The following is an 18419-nucleotide window of genomic DNA, read 5'->3' as shown; positions in this document are numbered from 1 at the left end:
ACAGTGACAGGGTGTGGCGGTGGGAGTTTCAGATCATTGTTCGCCTGTGCCGGCCCTTTCGCGGGCAAGCCCGCTTCCACAGGGTTACCCGTGGCTTGAAGGTTGGGGTGCTTCCTGTGAAAGCGGGCTTGCCCGCGAAGAGGCCAGTACAGGCAATAAGACTCTGGAGTAGACTGGACCACCTCCGCATTCATAAGGACGTTGCCATGCTGAAGATCTGGGGCCGCAAGAATTCGAGCAATGTGCGCAAGGCGCTGTGGGTCGCCCACGAGCTGGGCCTTGATTTCGAATCTATCGACGCCGGCGGCGCCTTCGGCGTGGTCAACGAGCCGCATTACCGCGCCCGCAACCCCAACGGCCTGGTGCCGATGCTCGAAGACGGCGACCTGACGCTGTGGGAGTCCAACACCATCGTCCGCTACCTGTGCGCCGAGTACGGCGCCGAGCAGGGCTGGTACCTGGAAGACCCGCGCCAGCGCGCCTTGGCCGACAAGTGGATGGACTGGACCACCTCGTCCTTCGCCACCCCCTTCCGCCCGCTGTTCTGGGGCCTGCTGCGCACGCCGGAAGACCAACGCGACTGGGTCGCGATCAACGCCGCGCACAAACAGTGCGCGCAATTGCTGGCCATCGCCGACGAAACCCTGGCCCAGCAGCCTTACCTGTCCGGTGACCAGATCGGCATGGGCGACATCCCACTGGGTAGCTTCATCTACGCCTGGTTCGAAATGCCCATCGAACGCCCGGCCATGTATCACCTGGAGGCCTGGTACGCGCGCCTGAAGCAGCGCCCGGCCTACCAAGCGGCGGTGATGACCGCGCTGACCTGAACCTGCTTCGATAGTCATTATCAATACATGTGACTGTACTTGTGTGGCCGGGCCTTGCACCATGGCCGCACTCACTGCGCCAGTGACTTTGCCTGGCGTGTCCAGAACCTTTTTTCTCGGTAAATGGCCCGCTATGAGTTCCGCCCTGTCCATTCGACAGCTGACCAAGACCTACGGTAATGGCTTCCAGGCCCTCAAGGGCATCGACCTGGACGTTGCCGAAGGCGACTTCTTCGCCTTGCTCGGCCCCAACGGCGCCGGCAAATCCACCACCATCGGTATTCTTTCGACCCTGGTCAACAAGACCAGCGGCACGGTGAACGTATTCGGCCACGACCTGGACCGCGAGCCTTCGGCGCTCAAGCGCTGCCTGGGCGTGGTGCCGCAAGAGTTCAACTTCAACCAGTTCGAGAAGGTCTTCGACATCGTCGTCACCCAGGCAGGCTACTACGGCATCCCGCCAAAGCTCGCCAAGGAGCGCGCCGAGCAGTACCTGACCCAGCTGGGCCTGTGGGACAAGCGTGATGTGCAGTCGCGCTCGCTGTCCGGCGGCATGAAGCGCCGCCTGATGATCGCCCGGGCACTGATCCACGAGCCGCGCCTGTTGATCCTCGACGAGCCGACTGCCGGCGTGGACATCGAGCTGCGTCGCTCGATGTGGAGCTTCCTCACCGAGCTCAACCAGAAGGGCATCACCATCATCCTCACCACCCACTACCTGGAAGAGGCCGAGCAGCTGTGCCGTAACATCGGCATCATCGACCACGGCACCATCGTCGAGAACACCAGCATGCGCCAGCTGCTGGGCAAGCTGCATGTCGAGACTTTTGTCCTCGACCTCAAGCAGGACCTGCCGTCAGCCCCTGCGTTGCAGGGTTACCCGTGCCGCCTGATCACCCCGCATACCCTGGAAGTGCAGGTGGACAAAGACATCGGCATCACCGCGCTGTTCGGCCAGCTGGCGCTGCAGAACATCGAGGTGCAAAGCCTGCGCAACAAGACCAATCGACTTGAGGAGCTGTTCGTGTCCCTGGTGGAAAAAAACCTGTCGAAGGTGGCCGTATGAGTGTGGAACTGCGCACCAACTGGGTCGCCCTGAACACCATCGTCTACCGCGAAGTGCGGCGCTTCCTGCGTATCTGGCCGCAGACCCTGCTGCCGCCAGCGATCACCATGGTTTTGTACTTTGTCATCTTCGGTAACCTGATCGGCCGGCAGATCGGCGACATGGGCGGCTTCACCTACATGCAGTACATCATGCCGGGGCTGATCATGATGTCGGTGATCACCAACTCCTACGGTAACGTGGTGTCGAGCTTCTTCGGCAGCAAGTTCCAGCGCTCCATCGAGGAGCTGATGGTGTCCCCGGTGTCGCCACACACCATTCTCGTGGGGTATGTGTTGGGTGGCGTGCTGCGGGGTTTGGCGGTCGGGGTGATCGTCACCATCCTGTCGATGTTCTTCACCGACCTGCAGGTGCATCACCTGGGTGTGACCGTGGTCGTGGTACTGCTGACGGCCACCATTTTCTCGTTACTGGGCTTCGTCAACGCGGTGTTCGCGCGCAACTTCGACGATATCTCGATCATCCCTACCTTCGTGCTGACGCCGCTGACCTACCTGGGCGGGGTGTTCTACTCGATCAACCTGCTGCCGCCGTTCTGGCAGACCGTGTCACTGGCCAACCCGGTGCTGCACATGGTCAACTCGTTCCGCTACGGCATCCTAGGGGTGTCGGATATCAGTATCGGGACGGCGATCACCTTTATGTTGGTGGCTACCGCAGTGCTGTACACCCTGTGCATCCGCCTGCTGGTCAGCGGCCGCGGCATGCGCGCCTGAGCCTTTGAGTTTGCGCCGGCGCCACTGCCGGCCCACCCACCAACGCCAGTACAGCAAGGTGGTGAAGTAGGCGAGGATGCCCAGCACCACGCCACACACCACCGAGCCGAGCAGGAAGGGTTGCCACAGGGTCGACAGCTGGTCGGTGATCCATTCGAAGGTCAGGTCGTCGGGCAGGGTGCGCGGCGGTATCTGCAGCAGCCAGGCGCCGGTCATGTAGGTGACGAAGAACACCGGTGGCATGGTCAGCGGGTTGGTCAGCCACACCAGGCTGACCGCGATCGGCAGGTTGCCGCGCACCGGGATCGCCAGCGCAGCGGCCAGCAGCATCTGCATGGGGATGGGGATCAGCGCCGCAAACAGGCCCACGCCCATGGCCCGGGCCACCGAGTGCCGGTTCAGGTGCCAGAGGTTCGGGTCGTGCAGCAACGTGCCGAAAAAGCGTAAGGACTTGTGTTCCCGAATGCTGGTCGGATCCGGCATGTAGCGTTTGAAAAGTCGGCGCGGCATGTAGGCTCCCGGGGCGTTGATCGGGGCAGTATGCCTTGATTCCTTAACGGCCTCGTTTAGAGTTTGTGACAATTGTTGAGCAAGCTTTGCCGGCATTTGCGCTATGCCTGAGAAGGTCATTTCGCAGCGGAGCTCTACCTCATGCGCACAGGGATGTTTGCGCTCGCGCTCGGGCTGCTCTGCCTGGGCTTTCTCCCCATATTGCCATCGGTCGGATGGCTACTTCTGCTGTTTGTCGGTGGTGTTGCCAGCCTGTTCACGCGGTTTTGGCCAGTGGGCTGTTTTCTGTTGGGCTTGTGCTGGGCGTGCGGGTCGGCCCAGCGAGCGCTGGATGATCGACTCGCGCCTGAACTGGATGGCCGCACGTTGTGGCTGGAGGGCAAGGTTGTCGGGCTGCCGAGCCTTACCGCGCATGGCGTGCGCTTCGAACTGGAGCAGCCCCACTCACGGCGTGGCGAACTGCCGCGGCGCTTGCAACTGAGCTGGTTCAACGGGCCGGCTGTGCGTGCGGGCGAACAGTGGCGGTTGGCAGTGACCCTGCAGCGGCCTGCCGGGCTGCTCAACCCCCATGGGCCTGATCGAGAGGCGCAGTTGCTGGCTCGGCGGGTCGGGGCTACCGGCACGGTCAAGGCTGGGCAGGTATTGAGCGCTGTCGCGGGCAGCTGGCGAGACCAACTGCGGCAACGGTTGTTGGCGGTCGAGGCCAATGGGCGGCAAGCGGCGTTGGTGGCCTTGGTGCTGGGCGACGGTGCGGGCCTGGCCCGCGAGGACTGGCAGACGCTGCAGGCCACAGGCACGGTGCACCTGCTGGTGATTTCCGGGCAGCACATCGGCCTGGTGGCGGGTTTGCTCTATGGCCTGGTTGCCGGGTTGGCACGCTGGGGCCTGTGGCCCGCGCGGCTGCCCTGGCTGCCCTCGGCCTGCGGCCTGGCGATGGCCGCTGCGCTGGCCTACGGCTGGCTTGCCGGTGGCGGTGTGCCGGTGCAGCGGGCCTGCCTGATGCTGGCGGTAGTGTTGCTTTGGCGTCTGCGCTTTCGTCACCTTGGCGCAATGCTGCCATTGCTGCTGGCGCTGGTCGCGGTGCTGTTGTTCGAACCCTTGGCGGCGCTGTTGCCGGGGTTCTGGCTGTCGTTTGCCGCTGTGGCGACCTTGATCTACTGCTTCAGTGCCCGCTTGGGCGGCTGGCGGCCCTGGCAGGCCTGGACGCGTGCGCAGTGGGTGATCGCCATCGGCTTGCTGCCGGTGCTGCTGGCCACTGGCTTGCCAGTGAGCCTGAGTGCGCCCCTGGCCAACTTGCTGGCGGTGCCGTGGGTCAGCCTTGCTGTGTTGCCGTTGGCTTTGCTGGGCACGCTGCTGTTGCCTGTGGCGGGCGCCGGCGAAGCGTTGCTGTGGCTGGCTGGGGGCTTGCTGGAGGTGCTGTTCAGGGTCTTGGCCCTGGCCGCGAGCTGGCGCCCGGCGTGGGTGCCGCCAGCCTTGCCGCTGTGGGCTTGGTTAGTGGTGTGCCTGGGTGCGTTGCTGGTGCTGCTACCCCGTGGCGTGCCCTTGCGGGGGGTGGGCGGCCTCATGCTGCTGGCGTTATGGGTGCCCCGCGAGTCGGTGCCCTTGGGGCAGGTAGAAGTCTGGCAGTTGGACGTCGGCCAGGGGCTCGCGGTGCTGCTGCGTACCCGCCATCACAGCTTGCTCTACGATGCGGGGCCAGCAAAAGGGGAGTACGACGCGGGGGAGCGGGTGGTGCTGCCGACCCTGCGCAAGCTGGGCGTAAGCCACTTGGATGCGATGCTGATCAGCCACGCCCATGCCGACCATGCCGGGGGCGCGCTGGCCATTGCGCAGGGCATCCCGGTCAAGCGGGTGCTCGGTGGCGAGGGGCTGGAGGGCCTTGGGCTGCAGCCGTGTGTCACGGGTGAGCAATGGGAGTGGGATGGCGTGCGTTTTTCCCTGTGGCATTGGGCTGAAGGGCAGAGCAGCAACGACCGCTCATGCGTGCTGCTGGTCGAGGCGCAAGGGGAGCGCTTGCTGTTGGCTGGCGATTTGGAAGCCGCTGCCGAACGGGCCTGGCTGGCATCCACTGAAACACCCCGCATCGATTGGCTGCAGTCCCCGCACCATGGCAGTCGCAGCTCGTCCACCGAGGCATTCATCCGCGCCACGGCGCCACGTGGGGTGCTGATTTCGCGGGGGCGCAACAATGGTTTTGGGCATCCGCATGCCCAGGTGCTCGAGCGCTATCGGCGGCATGGGCTGGCGATTCATGATACAGCGGTGGAGGGCGCGTTGCGCTTGGTGCTGGGGGGGCAGGGTGACGTTGAGGGTGTGCGGGGGCAGCGGCGCTTCTGGCGTGAAGCCGGCAGTGGCTGATCGGGCCCTTTCGCGGGCAAGCCCGCTCCCACAGGTGCAGCACTCCTTTCAGGTTTGGTGCTGTATCTGGACTGCCCCCAAGGTGGCAACTGGGTCCGGCCAATTCCCTGACCTTCGGCAGATGAGCCCCCGGCGGTCCTATGGTAGAGTGGCGGCCTTTTTCCGAAGGGGCGTTTACTGTGTGGGAATTGGTCAAGTCCGGTGGTTGGATGATGCTGCCGATCATTCTGAGTTCCATCGTTGCCATGGCTATCGTCGTCGAGCGCCTGTGGACCCTGCGCGCCAGTCGCGTGACCCCGCCACACCTGCTGGGCCAGGTCTGGATGTGGATCAAGGACAAGCAACTCACCAGTGACAAGCTCAAGGCCCTGCGCGCCGATTCGCCGCTGGGCGAAATCCTTGCCGCAGGCCTCGCCAACTCGCGCCATGGCCGCGAAATCATGAAAGAGTGCATCGAGGAGGCCGCATCGCGCGTCATCCACGAGCTGGAGCGCTATATCAGCACTCTTGGCACCATTGCCGCGATGGCCCCGTTGCTGGGCCTGCTGGGCACCGTGCTGGGCATGATCGACATTTTCAGCGCCTTCATGGGGTCGCAGATGACTGCCAACGCTGCCGTATTGGCCGGGGGTATTTCCAAGGCCCTGGTCACCACCGCAGCGGGCTTGATGGTCGGTATCCCGGCGGTGTTCTTCCACCGTTTCCTGCTGCGTCGCATCGATGAGCTGGTGGTTGGCATGGAACAAGAGGCGATCAAGCTGGTGGAAGTGATCCAGGGCGACCGTGAAGTCGAAGTGGCCGGAGGCAAGGCGTGAAGTTTCGGCGCAACCGCCAGCGGGAAAACGTCGACATCAACCTGGCGTCGCTGATCGACGTGGTGTTCGTCCTGTTGCTGTTCTTCGTGGTCACCACCACCTTCACCCGCGAGACGCAACTGCGCGTCGAACTGCCCGAGGCCGCCAGCGCCGAGCAGCCGCCTGCCGATGAGCGCAAACTGGTGGAAGTCACCATCAGCGCCGAGGGCGTGTATTCGGTCAACAACAACCTGCTGCCCAAAAGCGACCTGGCCACCTTGAGCGAGGCCATCGAGCGTGAGTCGGGCGGTGATCACACGTTACCGCTGGCGATCAGCGCTGACGGCAAGACACCGCACCAGGCCGTGGTGACCGCGATGGATGCGGCCGGCAAGCTCGGTTTCAGCCAGTTGCGCATGACCACCGTCGAGGCGGCCCAGGGGACGCCTTGATGGCCTTCGCCGACCGTTTGCTCGCCGCCTGGTACGCCGGGCACCCGGCCCTGGCGCTGCTGCGCCCGCTTGAAGCCCTGTACCGACGCGTGGTGACGCGCAAGCGTGTGCGGTTTCTCAGCGGCGAAAGTGCCAGCTACCGCGCGACGGTGCCGGTGATCGTGGTGGGCAACATTACCGTGGGTGGCACTGGCAAGACGCCGATGATCCTCTGGCTGATCGAGCATTGCCGCCGGCAGGGGCTCAAGGTCGGTGTGGTCAGCCGCGGTTATGGCGCCAAGCCAGCTCATCTGCCTTGGCGCGTTGAGGCCGACCAGCGTGCCGACCAGGCTGGTGACGAGCCGCTGTTGATCGTCCAGCGCACGGGCGTACCGTTGATGATCGACCCCGACCGCTCGCGTGCGGTGCAGGCGCTGCTGGCCAGTGAGCCGCTTGACCTGGTTTTGTGCGATGACGGCATGCAGCACTACCGCCTGGCGCGAGACTTGGAGCTGGTGCTGATCGACGCCGCCCGTGGCCTGGGCAATGGCCGCTGCCTGCCCGCGGGGCCGCTGCGCGAGCCGGCCGAGCGCCTGCAAGAAGCCGACGCGGTGCTGTTCAACGGTGCCAGCGCCGACTCACCCGCGGGCTTTGCCTTCAGCTTGCAGCCCTCGGCACTGGTCAACGTGCGCAGCGGTGAGCGACGTGGCCTCGATCTGTTCCCGCCTGGCCAGCGCCTGCATGCGGTGGCGGGCATCGGTAACCCGCAACGTTTCTTCAATACCCTGCAAGGGCTAAACTGGCAGCCGGTGCCGCACCCGTTCGCCGACCACGCGCAGTTCAGCGCCGAGCGCCTGTCGTTCACGCCGCCGTTGCCGTTGGTGATGACCGAGAAAGATGCGGTCAAATGCCGTGCCTTCGCCGCTGACGACTGGTGGTACCTGGCCGTCGAGGCGCAGCCGTCGCCTGCCTTCAGCGCCTGGTTCGACAGCCAGTTACAGCGCCTGCTGCCTGGGCACCCAACGCCCTGAGCCCCTTTTCAATTTCCGGCCACCTGGCCTCAAGGAAGCTTCCATGGACACCAAACTGCTCGATATCCTGGCCTGCCCGATCACCAAGGGCCCGCTCAAGCTCAGCGCCGACAAGACCGAGCTGATCAGCAAGGGCGCGGGCCTGGCTTACCCGATTCGCGACGGCATCCCGGTGATGCTGGAAAGCGAAGCGCGTACCTTGACCGACGATGAGCGCCTGGACAAATGAGCCTGGACTACACGGTAGTGATCCCCGCCCGCCTGCGCTCTTCGCGCCTGCCGGGCAAGCCGCTGGCGCTGATCGCCGGTAAGCCGATGGTCCAGCATGTGTGGGAACAGGCGCGCAAGAGCGCGGCCAGCCGTGTGGTCATCGCCACGGATGACGCCAGCATCGTCGAGGCCTGCCAGGCATTTGGCGCCGAAGTGCTGCTGACTCGCGCCGACCATGAATCCGGTACCGACCGCCTGGCCGAAGTGGCGGCGCACCTCGGGCTGCCCGCCGACGCCATCGTGGTCAACGTGCAGGGCGACGAGCCGCTGATTCCGCCGGTCATCATCGACCAGGTGGCGGCCAACCTGGCGGCCCACCCGGAAGCCGGTATCGCCACCTTGGCCGAGCCGATCCACGAGCCACAGGTGGTGTTCAACCCTAATGCGGTCAAGGTGGTCTGCGACAAGAACGGCCTGGCCCTGAGCTTCAGCCGTGCGCCGCTGCCCTGGGCGCGTGATGCCTTCTCCGCCAACCGCGAGCAACTGCCGGAAGGCGTGCCTTATCGTCGCCACATCGGCATGTATGCCTACCGCGTGGGCTTCCTTCAGGACTTCGTCGGTTGGGGGCCGTGCTGGCTCGAGCAAACCGAAGCCTTGGAGCAATTGCGTGCCTTGTGGCATGGCGTGCGCATTCATGTCGAAGACGCCCTCGAGGCACCCGCGGTGGGTGTCGATACCCCTGAAGACCTGGAGCGCGTACGGCGCTTGCTGGAGGCTTGATGCGCGTCCTGTTCGTTTGCCTGGGCAACATCTGTCGCTCGCCTACCGCCGAAGGCGTGCTGCGCCATCAGTTGCAGGCCGCGGGGCTTGCCGAGCAGGTGCACGTGGCGTCCGCCGGTACCGGTGACTGGCATGTCGGCAAGGCGCCCGACAGCCGCACCTGCAAGGCCGCCCTGGCGCGGGGCTACGACCTTTCGCAGCAGCGCGCCCAGCAGGTCAATGTGGCCCACTTTGCCGAGTACGACCTGATCCTGGCCATGGACGAGAGCAACTTGAGCCATTTGCGTGCCCTGCGCCCGCAATCTGCGCCCGGCGAGCTCGACCTGTTCCTGCGCCGCTATGGCGCGAAGCTGGATGAAGTGCCAGACCCGTACTACGGCGGCGCGGAAGGTTTCGAGCAAGTCCTGGACCTGATCGAGGAAGCGTGTGAAGCGTTGGTCGTGGAAATCAAGGGGCGGTTATGACAGCGCTGTGGCAGGAGCACGTTTCGCTCAAGCCTTACAACACCTTTGGCATTGACGTCAGGGCCCGGCATTTCAGCCAGGTGCATGACGATGACGAGGTGCGTGAGGCGCTGGCCGAGGCGCACCGTCGTGGCGTGCCGGTGCTGGTCCTTGGCGGTGGCAGCAATCTGCTGTTGACCGGTGATGTCAACGCGTTGGTGCTGCACATGGCCAGCCGTGGCCGCCGCGTGCTCAGCGATGACGGTGAGCACGTTGTGGTCGAAGCCGAGGCGGGCGAGCCCTGGCACCCGTTCGTGCAGTGGACGCTGGCACACGGTTTTTGCGGGCTGGAGAACCTCAGCCTGATCCCGGGCACGGTGGGCGCTGCGCCCATGCAGAACGTGGGCGCCTATGGCGTCGAGATCAAGAATGTGTTCGCCGGCTTGACCGCGCTGGACCGCCAGACCGGCGAGCTGCGTGACTTTGGGCTGGAAGAATGCGCCTTTGGCTACCGCGACAGCCTGTTCAAGCGTAACCCTGGGCGCTGGCTGATCTTGCGCGTGCGCTTCATGCTGACCCATACACTGCAAGCCCACCTGGACTATGGCCCCGTGCGTCAGCGCTTGGTGGAGCGGGGCGTAGTGCAGCCGAGTGCGCAGGCGATCAGTGATGCCATCTGCAGCATTCGCCGCGAGAAGTTGCCGGACCCAGCCGAGTTGGGCAATGCCGGGAGCTTTTTCAAGAACCCAGTGGTGTCTGCCGCGCTTGTCGAGCGTATACGGGGGCAGTTCCCGGGTGTCGTGGCTTATCTTCAGGCCGATGGCCAGATGAAGCTGGCGGCAGGGTGGTTGATCGAGCAGGCGGGTTGGAAGGGCTATCGCGATGGCGATGCCGGCGTGCATCGGTTGCAGTCGTTGGTGCTGGTCAATTATGGCCAGGCGAGCGGTGCGCAGCTACATGACCTGGCGCGGCGGATTCAGGCAGATATCCACGAACGATTCGGGGTTGAGCTGGAGATGGAGCCTAACCTGTACTGAGGCGTGCTGTAGATACAAGGAGCAGCCTTGCGCTGCTCCAACAGAATGTGGGCCGTCCAGAATCAGGTGCTTGATATTTTAAACACCCCCAGCCTATGTTGTTGCCAGCCTATAACAACAAGGACAAGCGTCATGACCACCCCAGGCCCGAGCACCCTCGCCGAGCACCTCCAGGGCATCGATGAAATCGAATGCGTCACCCCCGACCTCAATGGTGTACCGCGCGGCAAGGTGATGACCGCCGAGGGCTTCCTTGAAGGCCGGCGCCTGCAGATGGCCCGCGGTGTACTGCTGCAATGCATCATGGGTGGCTACCCGCCGGCTAAGTTCTACGGCAGTGATGATGGCGACCTGGCGCTGGTGGCCGAGCCCGCTCACATTCACCGCCTGCCCTGGAGCGAAGACGGCCGGGCCTTGGCAATCTGCGATGCCAACGAACTGGATGGCACGTCTTCAGCGTTGTCCACCCGTGGTCAGCTCAAGGCGGTCATCGCTCGCTATGCGGCGTTGGGCCTGGCGCCGGTGGTGGCGACAGAGCTCGAGTTCTTTGTTTTCGCGCCTAACACCGACCCTCAGCAGCCGTTCTTGCCGCCACTGGGCAAGGATGGCCGCCGGGAGCTGGGCCATTCGGCGTTCAGTGTCAGCTCCAACAATGGCCTGCGGCCGTTCTTCAATGAGGTCTACCGCTGCATGGCGGCGCTTGGTCTGCCGCGTGACACCTTCATGCACGAGATGGGCATCAGCCAGTTCGAGATCAACCTCTTGCACGGTGACCCACTGCTGCTAGCCGACCAGACGTTCCTGTTCAAACACCTGCTCAAGGAAGTGGCACTCAAGCATGGGCTGACCGTGGTGTGCATGGCCAAGCCCTTGGCGCATACGCCGGGCAGTTCCATGTACATCCACCAGAGCCTGGTGGACATCGACAGCGGCCGAAATGTGTTCAGCGATGACCAGGGGCAGCCGACCGAGACCTTCTACCACTTCATCGGCGGCCAGCAGGCGTGCATGGCCGACTTCACCGCGCTGTTCGCGCCCAACGTCAATTCATATCAGCGGCTTTGTCACCCCTACGCCTCGCCCAACAATGCCTGTTGGTCCGAGGACAACCGCGCCGCAGGGCTGCGCATCCCGGCCAGTGCGCCGGTGGCCCGGCGTGTCGAGAACCGCCTGCCGGGCGCCGACGCCAACCCTTACCTGGCCATCGCCGCCAGCCTGGCTGCCGGGCTGCATGGCATCGAGCAACGCCTGCAGCCGGCCCCGGCGATTCAGGGTGAGTTCGCTGTGCCAGAGCACCTGAGCCTGCCATGCACACTGCACGCTGCACTGGAGCGGCTCAAGCGCAGTGCACTGGCGCGGGAACTGTTCGGGGCTGAGTTCATCGAAGGCTACGTCGCCACCAAGACCCTGGAGCTGAGCGATTTCTACGACGAGATCACACCCTGGGAGCGGCGTGTGCTGGCGGCACAGGCCTGATCGCGACACAACCACTACTGGACGCGTCCCCTGTTGGCTATTTCGCCGGCAGGGGACTGCGCCGCGGCAAAATTGCTTTTATGCTAGCCAGCAAGCCAACGCCACCTGACCAGGGAGCCCGACGGGACGTATGCGAAACATCTGGAAGCCGTTTCAGTCGCTGTATTTCGCTGCCTTGATGATGCTTATCGGCTCGGGCCTGCTCAGTACCTACCTGGCGCTGCGCCTGGCAGCCGATCATGTCGACAGCTTGTGGGTCGGTGCGTTGATGGCCGCCAACTACTTTGGCCTGGCCGTGGGCGGCAAGGTGGGCCACCGGCTGATCGGCCGGGTAGGGCACATCCGCGCCTATGCGACCTGCGCCGGCATCGTCTGTGCCGCGGTGCTTGGCCATGGCATGACCAACTGGCTACCGGCCTGGGTCGGGCTGCGGATGGTGGTCGGCTTGGGGATGATGTGCCAGTACATGGTCATCGAGAGCTGGCTCAACGAACAAGCCGACGCCAAGCACCGGGGTGCGGTGTTCAGTGGCTACATGATCGCCTCCTACCTCGGGTTGGTACTCGGCCAGCTGATCCTGGTGGTGCACCCTGAACTCGGCCCTGAGTTGCTGATGCTGGTCGCCATGTGCTTTGCCCTGTGCCTGGTGCCGGTGGCAATGACCCGGCGCATCCACCCGGCGCCTTTGCGGCCGGCGCCGATGGAGCCGAAGTTTTTCATCAAGCGCGTGCCGCAGTCACTCAGTACGGTACTGGGCTCGGGCTTGATCGTCGGTTCGTTCTACGGCCTGGCGCCGCTGTACGCCTCCAGCCAGGGGTTGAGCACCGAGCAGATCGGTCTGTTCATGGGTAGCTGCATCTTTGCCGGGCTGGTGGTGCAGTGGCCATTGGGCTGGTTGTCCGATCGCTACGACCGCGCGGTACTGATCCGCAGTGCTGCGGTGGGGCTGGCGCTGGCCTCTGCGCCGTTGGCAATCTTGCCCAGCGTGCCGCTGGAGCTTCTGTTCGGCATCGGCTTTGTCATCTCGTTGCTGCAGTTTTGCCTGTATCCGTTGGCTGTGGCGTTTTCCAATGACCATGTGGAGAGCGAGCGCCGCGTCTCGCTGACGGCCATGCTGCTGGTCACCTATGGTGTGGGTGCCTGTATCGGGCCGCTGGCAGCGGGGGTCTTGATGAAGGTGCTGGGCGCGCAGATGCTCTATGCCTTCTTTGTGTTCTTCGCGCTGGTGCTGGTGTGGCGCATTCGGCCGAAAGCGGTCACCGGGCTGCACCAGGTGCAGGACGCTCCGTTGGGTCACGTGGCGATGCCGGCGGCCGGCTCGCCGTTGTCGGCGGCGCTCGACCCGCGGGTCGATGAGCAGACCGTGCAGGATGTGATGCAGACGCCGGTGGCGGCCGAGGATACCGAAGAAGAGCAGGCGGCGAGTGAGCGTGGGGTCAAGCCTGAGGTCGAGGTCGACAGGTCGGTGTGATGCGGTGTGGGCACCGATGAAGGGGGCGCTGCTCGCTTCATCGGTGGGCCACGCGGCAGTCATTCAACCTTGATGTCGTGCAGGTGGAATCTCAGTATGTCGCCCGCTTTGTTGCCCGCGTGCAGGAACCAGTGACGTAGGGGTGGCCTATTTCTCGAATACCTGGATTCAACTTGCGCGACTCTGTGGCCCTTTTCGTCGCGCAGGTAGAACTCGACATTCTCCGCGCTCTCCAGGTCGCCATCCCATTCGCCGAGCAATTCCATTTTCCACGTGTCCTGCAGGGTAGGCAGCCGGGCCAGCAGGCTGGGTGGGAAAATACAGTTGGCAAGATCATCCCCCCACGCATACCCATACAAGCCCAGCCAGCCATTTGAGTTCTGCTCAAGCCGCCCGCTGAGAAACTTCACGCCAGTCGTGCAGTTGATCTTGTAATGAAGACGGTTATTCGCTGCCTCGATGAAGGTAAAGGTGAATTCGATCGGCCTGAAGCTGACGGAGTCGCTTCGCTTGTAATCGGTGCACAGCCAGCCGTCTTGGTCAGCGGAAAAAAACGGGTGGGCCCATAAAGGCGTATCGACCACCCCGACCTGGCCATATTGACAATGCAGCGCGGCGGTGAATGTAGAACGAATCATAGTGTCCCGGCTCCTGAAAGCGCCTGAAGTCGGCGCGGCGTAAGCCACACTATGCAGTTGCTCAAACAACGGTAACTGGGAATCCCTTCTGGTTAGTACGATGGGGCTGTAGGGCAGCCCCTTTGGCCCTCACTGAACGCGTACGGATGCTTTACGCAGCGAGGGGCAGGCCACCGGGGCGTCAGGCAGGTTTGACGTTACGAAGGCAGAATCTCAAGATTTCGCCGTCCTTGGTGCCAGCGTGTAGGTACCAGTGTTCGTACGTTCTTGGCTGCTTTTCCAATGCCCAGCGTGGTGCGCTCGTATCTACATGGTGGCTATCTACCAGTGCGATTCTGTAACCATGCCGGTTTCGCAGATAAAATTCGACCTCTTCGACGCTTTCGATATCTCCGTCCCAAGGCTGCAGGAGCTCGAACTTCCACTCTGGCTGTGACTGAGGGAACAAGTTGGCGGGGTTCAATGCATTCCAGATTCTGCCTGCGACACTCATGCCGTATAAGCACAACCAACCGCTGTTATCCTGTGCCAGTCGTGCACCGGCATAGTCAAAGGTGTCTGAGCAGTTGATGTGGTAATGAATGCGGTCGCCTCTTTGCTCGATGAATGTGAAGTCGAAGACGACGGGGGTCAGGTAAGCGATGTCGGCTTGCTTTTCATCTGGGCACAGCCACCCTTGCGACAACGGTGAGAATGGACTGTCATAATACCCTGTTGCCGCAACCCCCACTCGGCCATGTTGGCAATGCAGTTCGGCAGTAAAGTTTGAGTGAATCATCAGTGTCTCGCTCTTGGTCGTGCCTAATGTCAGGCACAAGACACGTTAAGCAGTCGGCGGTTCGCTGATAATGGGGAAACAGTCCTGGGCCGGCGGCCTGTCTCTGTAACTCGAATGCACAGGCTTAGCACACATGAAAACGCCACCCGCAGGGTGGCGTTTTTCTAGTGGACGGCGAAATCAATAATCGTCTTTATCGAACCGTCGCGCTTCGCGCTGCAGCTGGTAGACGAAACTCTCGATCTTGCGCTGCGCCTGGCCGCTGAGGTTATGGAAGCGCACGCCCGCGAAGGTGGTGTTGATACGCTCCTCGAAGTGCAGGTGGCGCAGTTCGACCATGGTGTCGACCAGGCCCAGCGGGTTGCCAGCCTTGAAACGCTCGTACACCTGGCCCAGTTGCAGGCGATCCTCGACGTTGCCGTCGAAACGCAATTTGCAGCCGGTAGCGGAGATGTCCAGCAGTTTGCCGCGCAGGGCGCCATTGCCTTTGAGGTGGGTGCCGTCGAGGATGATGTCGACCAGCTGCGACAGCTTCAGCGCAGCACGGAAGGCGTTGCGGCGCTGATGGTAGGTCATTTCTTCAGGCATCGCGCCGCGGTAGCAGCGATGGCCGTCGACTTCACTGATGGTCAGTGGGGCATTGCATTCCCAGGCGATGCGCACGCCATCGTGGAAGCCCTCGACGCGGAAGGGTTCGCCGTTCTCGATGAATTTTTCGCCGTCGCGGGGGATCATCTCGTCCAGTGCCAGGGTATTGCTGTCGCGGTCGACATGCACCACGTAGCTCTGGAAGCGCTGGCTGCGATCAGGGAAGGTGATGATCAGGGGGTCATGGCTTTCTTGCAGCTGTCGCAGGTTGGCCGCGATCTCCAAAGGCGTACTGAGCACCTTTGGCGGCTGCGGGGCATCGGCTTCATTGAACACGGCTAATCACTCTCCAGGCAAAAACGACACACGCAAGTAACGGCATTTTGCCAGTATGTGACGTGGCTTGATAGAAGTATCACACTTGGCTGAGGGCGCGCGGCTTGGCCAGCAGCGAGGTGCTGCCGCGGCTGTCGTAGAGCGACGGAGAATCGCCACCCATGAGGATTCTGACCTGATTGTTGGTGATGTGTTGCTGCACCTGGATGATCCGGCCGTTGGTCTCGTTGACCTGCTGGCAGGTGTCCATCAGTTGCGAGAGCATGTCCAGCCGTTGCAGCATCGCGTCGCCATGCTGTGACTGCGCGGCCACTGCCTGCACACCGGCGCGGTCGGCGCTGAGGCCGAGGCTGGTGAGCAAGTGGCTGCGCCGCTGCCCATGCTGCTCGAGCAAGATGATCAATGACTGCTTGCGGGCCAGGATCTGTTCCAGCAGCGTCATGTCGCGGCCATGCAGGGCAATCGCTTCTTTTTGAAGAAGCTCGAGCAGTTCCTGCATCGGGGCGATGTCATCTTCGATCAGTTGCAGCAAGGTGGTGTCGTGCATGGCTAACTCTTGGCTTTAGTAAGCGTCCGTGAAGTCAGCGCGCCGAACGGTCAGCGCTGGGCTTCGAAATCGAGCAGTTTGCTGGCAACCCGGCCGGCATCGACCTGGTAGCTGCCATCGGCGATGGCCTGTTTCAACTGGGCCACGCGGGCGCTGTTGACGACGGGCTGGTCGCGCAGCGTATCGCTGACCTTCTGCAACTGCTGTGCCTCTTGGCTGAGGTGTACTGCCTCTCCGCTGGCGGTGGTGCCTTTTGGCGCTTCCGGGCTGGCAGCGGCCTTTTCGGCGGTACCGGCCGCAGCATTGCCGCGAACGCCGCCCGTAACGGACGGAGAGTTATTCAAACGACTGAAGTCGATGACCATGATCAGAAACCCCTGGGTATTTGGACGCTTGCCTTGTTTTCGGCCAACCCGAAAGAAACTTTAGGCCCAATTGCGTAGCCGCCTGTCAGCAAGCTCGCGAACCCGTTTTCTGACACAGTTTAGGAAAAGCGGTTCCACACCGCCAGCACAATGCCGCTACATTGTCACCTCGACCTGGCCGGGGCCGGTCACCCTGGCCTTGATCACCCGTTTGGAATTCAGGTTGCGCACCCGGATCTGTTCGCTCAGGCCGCCCTTGCTCAACGCTTCGCCGGGCATGCGCACGCTCAAGCTGCCGCTGCGGGCGATGATCACCACCTGGTCGCCCTTGCGCACCACTTCGGCTTGCTCAAGGTGCTGCGGGGTAAGGACCTGGTCGATGACTGTGGGGCGCAGCATCTTCATGCCCACCGCCTGGTCCAGTTCGCTGAGAAAACCTTGGCCGAGGGTGCCGACATCGCGCTCGCGCAGTGCCACGTCGCCTTCGCCTACCACGTTGTCACGCTTGAGCGGGCGGGTGACCACCACCACGTCGCGGAACAGCCGCACCGTTGCCGGCACGAACACGGTCCACGGCGCGGCACTGTCGCAGCGGACCCGCACCGTGACCCGACCCAGCGGCTGCGCGGGGCTTTCCAGCGACGCGTCCAGCGGCTGGCTGCATAGCGGCATGCGCAAGCGCGGGTCGAGGGTGCTGACCTGGATTTCGTAACGGCCGGCGGTTTGGGTGCTGGCCAGATAATCTTCTACGGTGAATTCAAGAAACCCTTGGGTGACACCGATAAGCTGTTCAGGCAAGGTAAAAGCGTCCGCCAGCGTGCGAACGCTGGGCGCCAGCAGGCACAGCGTGGCCAGCGAGCCAGTCAGCAGGTGCGTCAATCGTCGGAAAAATGTCGTTTTCGTGTACATGGCGCTCAAAAAAGCAAAGCCCGTGCCGACTCGGTACCTGAGTTGCAACGAAAGGCTGAAACGTTAAGGAGTCTGGCATGGCGGGTGTTATGGATTCGGTCAACCAGCGCACTCAGCTGGTGGGGCAGAATCGCCTGGAATTGTTGCTGTTTCGCCTCAATGGCGGTCAGCTCTATGGCATCAACGTGTTCAAGGTCAGAGAGGTGCTGCAGTGCCCGGTGCTGACCTTGCTGCCCAAGTCACACCCGGTGGTGCGCGGCGTGGCCAACATTCGCGGGGCGACCATCCCGATCCTCGACCTGTCGATGGCCACCGGGTTGGCGCCGCTGCAGGAAGACACGCGCAACAGTTTTGTGATCATCACCGAATACAACACCAAGACCCAGGGCTTCCTGGTGCACTCGGTCGAGCGCATCGTCAACATGAACTGGGAAGAAATCCACCCGCCACCCAAGGGCACCGGCCGCGACCATTACCTGACCGCCGTCACCCGTGTGGACAACCGCATGGTCGAGATCATCGACGTGGAGAAGGTGTTGGCCGAAGTGGCGCCGTCGTCCGAGCAGGTGTCTGCCGGGGTGGTCGATGCCGAGGTGCAGGACAAGGCTGTGCTGCTGCGGGTGCTGACCGTCGACGATTCGTCGGTGGCGCGCAAGCAGGTCAGCCGCTGCCTGCAAACCGTCGGTGTCGAGGTGGTGGCGCTCAACGACGGCCGCCAGGCGCTCAATTACCTGCGCCAGTTGGTGGAGGAGGGCAAGCGGCCGGAAGAAGAGTTCCTGATGATGATCTCGGACATTGAAATGCCAGAAATGGACGGCTATACGCTCACCGCAGAGATCCGCAGCGATCCGCGCATGCAAAAATTGCACATCGTCCTGCATACTTCGCTCTCCGGGGTATTCAACCAGGCGATGGTCAAGAAAGTCGGCGCCGATGATTTCCTGGCCAAGTTCAAGCCGGACGACCTGGCCCAGCGCGTGGTCGACCGGATCAAGGCAACGCATTGAAGCAGCCGGGAGCCCGCTCCCGGCACCAGCGATTGAAA

21 protein-coding genes are annotated in these 18419 nt (G+C 63.0%); 14 read left to right on the top strand and 7 right to left on the bottom strand.

Annotated features, from left to right (window positions below):
• The first annotated feature begins 206 nt into the window (after positions 1–206).
• From ACMCNM_RS22920 to ACMCNM_RS22910, 3 genes are all read left to right on the top strand, one after another.
• Positions 207–830, top strand: a complete 624-nt coding sequence (locus tag ACMCNM_RS22920; protein ID WP_186679588.1) for a glutathione S-transferase — start codon at positions 207–209, stop codon at positions 828–830.
• 133 nt (positions 831–963) lie between these two features.
• Positions 964–1896, top strand: a complete 933-nt coding sequence (locus tag ACMCNM_RS22915; protein ID WP_186679589.1) for an ABC transporter ATP-binding protein — start codon at positions 964–966, stop codon at positions 1894–1896.
• Complete coding sequence (locus ACMCNM_RS22910; protein WP_412765475.1) at positions 1893–2672, top strand: ABC transporter permease; 780 nt, start codon at positions 1893–1895, stop codon at positions 2670–2672. The genes ACMCNM_RS22915 and ACMCNM_RS22910 overlap by 4 nt, the downstream gene beginning before the upstream one ends.
• Here ACMCNM_RS22910 and ACMCNM_RS22905 read toward each other — a convergent pair.
• Positions 2556–3182 (bottom strand): DUF2062 domain-containing protein, encoded by a 627-nt coding sequence (locus ACMCNM_RS22905; RefSeq protein ID WP_157767026.1) that lies wholly within the window; start codon positions 3180–3182, stop codon positions 2556–2558. The two genes, ACMCNM_RS22910 and ACMCNM_RS22905, sit on opposite strands and share 117 nt — an antisense overlap.
• Positions 3183–3323: 141 nt before the next feature.
• On the opposite strand from ACMCNM_RS22905, the gene ACMCNM_RS22900 reads away from it, so the two are divergent.
• The 10 genes from ACMCNM_RS22900 (at position 3324) to ACMCNM_RS22855 (ending at position 13213) form a co-directional block, all read left to right on the top strand.
• Positions 3324–5540, top strand: coding sequence for a DNA internalization-related competence protein ComEC/Rec2 (locus tag ACMCNM_RS22900; protein WP_412765474.1), 2217 nt, complete (start codon positions 3324–3326; stop codon positions 5538–5540).
• A 179-nt stretch (positions 5541–5719) separates the two neighbouring features.
• A complete protein-coding gene (locus ACMCNM_RS22895; protein WP_003247132.1) occupies positions 5720–6355 on the top strand; it encodes a MotA/TolQ/ExbB proton channel family protein in 636 nt (211 codons plus the stop codon).
• Positions 6352–6786, top strand: a complete 435-nt coding sequence (locus ACMCNM_RS22890; RefSeq protein ID WP_027596067.1) for an ExbD/TolR family protein — start codon at positions 6352–6354, stop codon at positions 6784–6786. Before ACMCNM_RS22895 ends, ACMCNM_RS22890 begins: the two co-directional genes overlap by 4 nt.
• Entirely contained in the window at positions 6786–7796 is a 1011-nt protein-coding gene (gene lpxK / locus ACMCNM_RS22885; protein WP_412765473.1) for a tetraacyldisaccharide 4'-kinase, read from the top strand. Before ACMCNM_RS22890 ends, lpxK begins: the two co-directional genes overlap by 1 nt.
• Before the next feature lie 43 nt (positions 7797–7839).
• Positions 7840–8025: a Trm112 family protein gene (locus ACMCNM_RS22880; RefSeq protein ID WP_003247142.1), complete on the top strand. Its 186-nt coding sequence runs from the start codon at positions 7840–7842 to the stop codon at positions 8023–8025.
• Positions 8022–8786, top strand: coding sequence for a 3-deoxy-manno-octulosonate cytidylyltransferase (gene kdsB, locus ACMCNM_RS22875; RefSeq protein ID WP_412765472.1), 765 nt, complete (start codon positions 8022–8024; stop codon positions 8784–8786). The genes ACMCNM_RS22880 and kdsB overlap by 4 nt, the downstream gene beginning before the upstream one ends.
• The gene (locus tag ACMCNM_RS22870) at positions 8786–9250 is read left to right on the top strand and encodes a low molecular weight protein-tyrosine-phosphatase (protein WP_099453300.1); all 465 of its coding nucleotides are present in this window, start codon (positions 8786–8788) and stop codon (positions 9248–9250) included. Before kdsB ends, ACMCNM_RS22870 begins: the two co-directional genes overlap by 1 nt.
• Complete coding sequence (gene murB, locus ACMCNM_RS22865; RefSeq protein WP_186679605.1) at positions 9247–10266, top strand: UDP-N-acetylmuramate dehydrogenase; 1020 nt, start codon at positions 9247–9249, stop codon at positions 10264–10266. The genes ACMCNM_RS22870 and murB overlap by 4 nt, the downstream gene beginning before the upstream one ends.
• A gap of 234 nt (positions 10267–10500) precedes the next feature.
• Positions 10501–11742, top strand: a complete 1242-nt coding sequence (locus ACMCNM_RS22860; protein WP_412765955.1) for a glutamine synthetase family protein — start codon at positions 10501–10503, stop codon at positions 11740–11742.
• 130 nt (positions 11743–11872) lie between these two features.
• The gene (locus tag ACMCNM_RS22855) at positions 11873–13213 is read left to right on the top strand and encodes an MFS transporter (RefSeq protein ID WP_027593061.1); all 1341 of its coding nucleotides are present in this window, start codon (positions 11873–11875) and stop codon (positions 13211–13213) included.
• A 59-nt stretch (positions 13214–13272) separates the two neighbouring features.
• Here ACMCNM_RS22855 and ACMCNM_RS22850 read toward each other — a convergent pair whose 3' ends face one another.
• From ACMCNM_RS22850 to flgA, 6 genes are all read right to left on the bottom strand, one after another.
• Positions 13273–13851 (bottom strand): hypothetical protein, encoded by a 579-nt coding sequence (locus ACMCNM_RS22850; protein ID WP_412765471.1) that lies wholly within the window; start codon positions 13849–13851, stop codon positions 13273–13275.
• 181 nt (positions 13852–14032) lie between these two features.
• Positions 14033–14629, bottom strand: a complete 597-nt coding sequence (locus ACMCNM_RS22845) for a hypothetical protein (RefSeq protein ID WP_412765470.1) — start codon at positions 14627–14629, stop codon at positions 14033–14035.
• 180 nt (positions 14630–14809) lie between these two features.
• Positions 14810–15553 (bottom strand): flagellar brake protein, encoded by a 744-nt coding sequence (locus ACMCNM_RS22840; RefSeq protein WP_099454954.1) that lies wholly within the window; start codon positions 15551–15553, stop codon positions 14810–14812.
• Positions 15554–15632: 79 nt separating this feature from the next.
• Positions 15633–16100, bottom strand: coding sequence for a flagella synthesis protein FlgN (locus ACMCNM_RS22835; RefSeq protein WP_027593058.1), 468 nt, complete (start codon positions 16098–16100; stop codon positions 15633–15635).
• Between the two features lie 50 nt (positions 16101–16150).
• Entirely contained in the window at positions 16151–16465 is a 315-nt protein-coding gene (gene flgM / locus ACMCNM_RS22830) for a flagellar biosynthesis anti-sigma factor FlgM (RefSeq protein ID WP_186703686.1), read from the bottom strand.
• Positions 16466–16621: 156 nt separating this feature from the next.
• Positions 16622–17374 carry a flagellar basal body P-ring formation chaperone FlgA gene (gene flgA / locus ACMCNM_RS22825; protein ID WP_027593056.1) on the bottom strand — a complete coding sequence of 251 codons (753 nt, stop codon included), beginning with the start codon at positions 17372–17374 and terminating at the stop codon, positions 16622–16624.
• Between the two features lie 77 nt (positions 17375–17451).
• Here flgA and ACMCNM_RS22820 point away from each other — a divergent pair, with 77 nt between their 5' ends.
• A complete protein-coding gene (locus ACMCNM_RS22820; protein WP_412765469.1) occupies positions 17452–18381 on the top strand; it encodes a chemotaxis protein CheV in 930 nt (309 codons plus the stop codon).
• Positions 18382–18419 lie beyond the last annotated feature (38 nt).

Origin of the sequence: Pseudomonas sp. NGC7, from assembly GCF_047159675.1 — a bacterium.
Lineage (GTDB): Bacteria > Pseudomonadota > Gammaproteobacteria > Pseudomonadales > Pseudomonadaceae > Aquipseudomonas > Aquipseudomonas kermanshahensis.
This window is presented reverse-complemented; position numbering and strand designations above follow the sequence as displayed.

What these genes read in the sequence shown, in the direction of transcription:
- ACMCNM_RS22920 (WP_186679588.1), top strand. Translation starts at nt 207, where the DNA reads ATGCTGAAGATCTGGGGCCGCAAGAATTCGAGCAATGTGCGCAAGGCG.
- ACMCNM_RS22915 (WP_186679589.1), top strand. Translation starts at nt 964, where the DNA reads ATGAGTTCCGCCCTGTCCATTCGACAGCTGACCAAGACCTACGGTAAT.
- ACMCNM_RS22910 (WP_412765475.1), top strand. Translation starts at nt 1,893, where the DNA reads ATGAGTGTGGAACTGCGCACCAACTGGGTCGCCCTGAACACCATCGTC.
- ACMCNM_RS22905 (WP_157767026.1), bottom strand. Translation starts at nt 3,182, where the DNA reads ATGCCGCGCCGACTTTTCAAACGCTACATGCCGGATCCGACCAGCATT.
- ACMCNM_RS22900 (WP_412765474.1), top strand. Translation starts at nt 3,324, where the DNA reads ATGCGCACAGGGATGTTTGCGCTCGCGCTCGGGCTGCTCTGCCTGGGC.
- lpxK (WP_412765473.1), top strand. Translation starts at nt 6,786, where the DNA reads ATGGCCTTCGCCGACCGTTTGCTCGCCGCCTGGTACGCCGGGCACCCG.
- ACMCNM_RS22880 (WP_003247142.1), top strand. Translation starts at nt 7,840, where the DNA reads ATGGACACCAAACTGCTCGATATCCTGGCCTGCCCGATCACCAAGGGC.
- kdsB (WP_412765472.1), top strand. Translation starts at nt 8,022, where the DNA reads ATGAGCCTGGACTACACGGTAGTGATCCCCGCCCGCCTGCGCTCTTCG.
- ACMCNM_RS22870 (WP_099453300.1), top strand. Translation starts at nt 8,786, where the DNA reads ATGCGCGTCCTGTTCGTTTGCCTGGGCAACATCTGTCGCTCGCCTACC.
- murB (WP_186679605.1), top strand. Translation starts at nt 9,247, where the DNA reads ATGACAGCGCTGTGGCAGGAGCACGTTTCGCTCAAGCCTTACAACACC.
- ACMCNM_RS22860 (WP_412765955.1), top strand. Translation starts at nt 10,501, where the DNA reads ATGACCGCCGAGGGCTTCCTTGAAGGCCGGCGCCTGCAGATGGCCCGC.
- ACMCNM_RS22855 (WP_027593061.1), top strand. Translation starts at nt 11,873, where the DNA reads ATGCGAAACATCTGGAAGCCGTTTCAGTCGCTGTATTTCGCTGCCTTG.
- ACMCNM_RS22850 (WP_412765471.1), bottom strand. Translation starts at nt 13,851, where the DNA reads ATGATTCGTTCTACATTCACCGCCGCGCTGCATTGTCAATATGGCCAG.
- ACMCNM_RS22845 (WP_412765470.1), bottom strand. Translation starts at nt 14,629, where the DNA reads ATGATTCACTCAAACTTTACTGCCGAACTGCATTGCCAACATGGCCGA.
- ACMCNM_RS22835 (WP_027593058.1), bottom strand. Translation starts at nt 16,100, where the DNA reads ATGCACGACACCACCTTGCTGCAACTGATCGAAGATGACATCGCCCCG.
- flgM (WP_186703686.1), bottom strand. Translation starts at nt 16,465, where the DNA reads ATGGTCATCGACTTCAGTCGTTTGAATAACTCTCCGTCCGTTACGGGC.
- flgA (WP_027593056.1), bottom strand. Translation starts at nt 17,374, where the DNA reads ATGTACACGAAAACGACATTTTTCCGACGATTGACGCACCTGCTGACT.
- ACMCNM_RS22820 (WP_412765469.1), top strand. Translation starts at nt 17,452, where the DNA reads ATGGCGGGTGTTATGGATTCGGTCAACCAGCGCACTCAGCTGGTGGGG.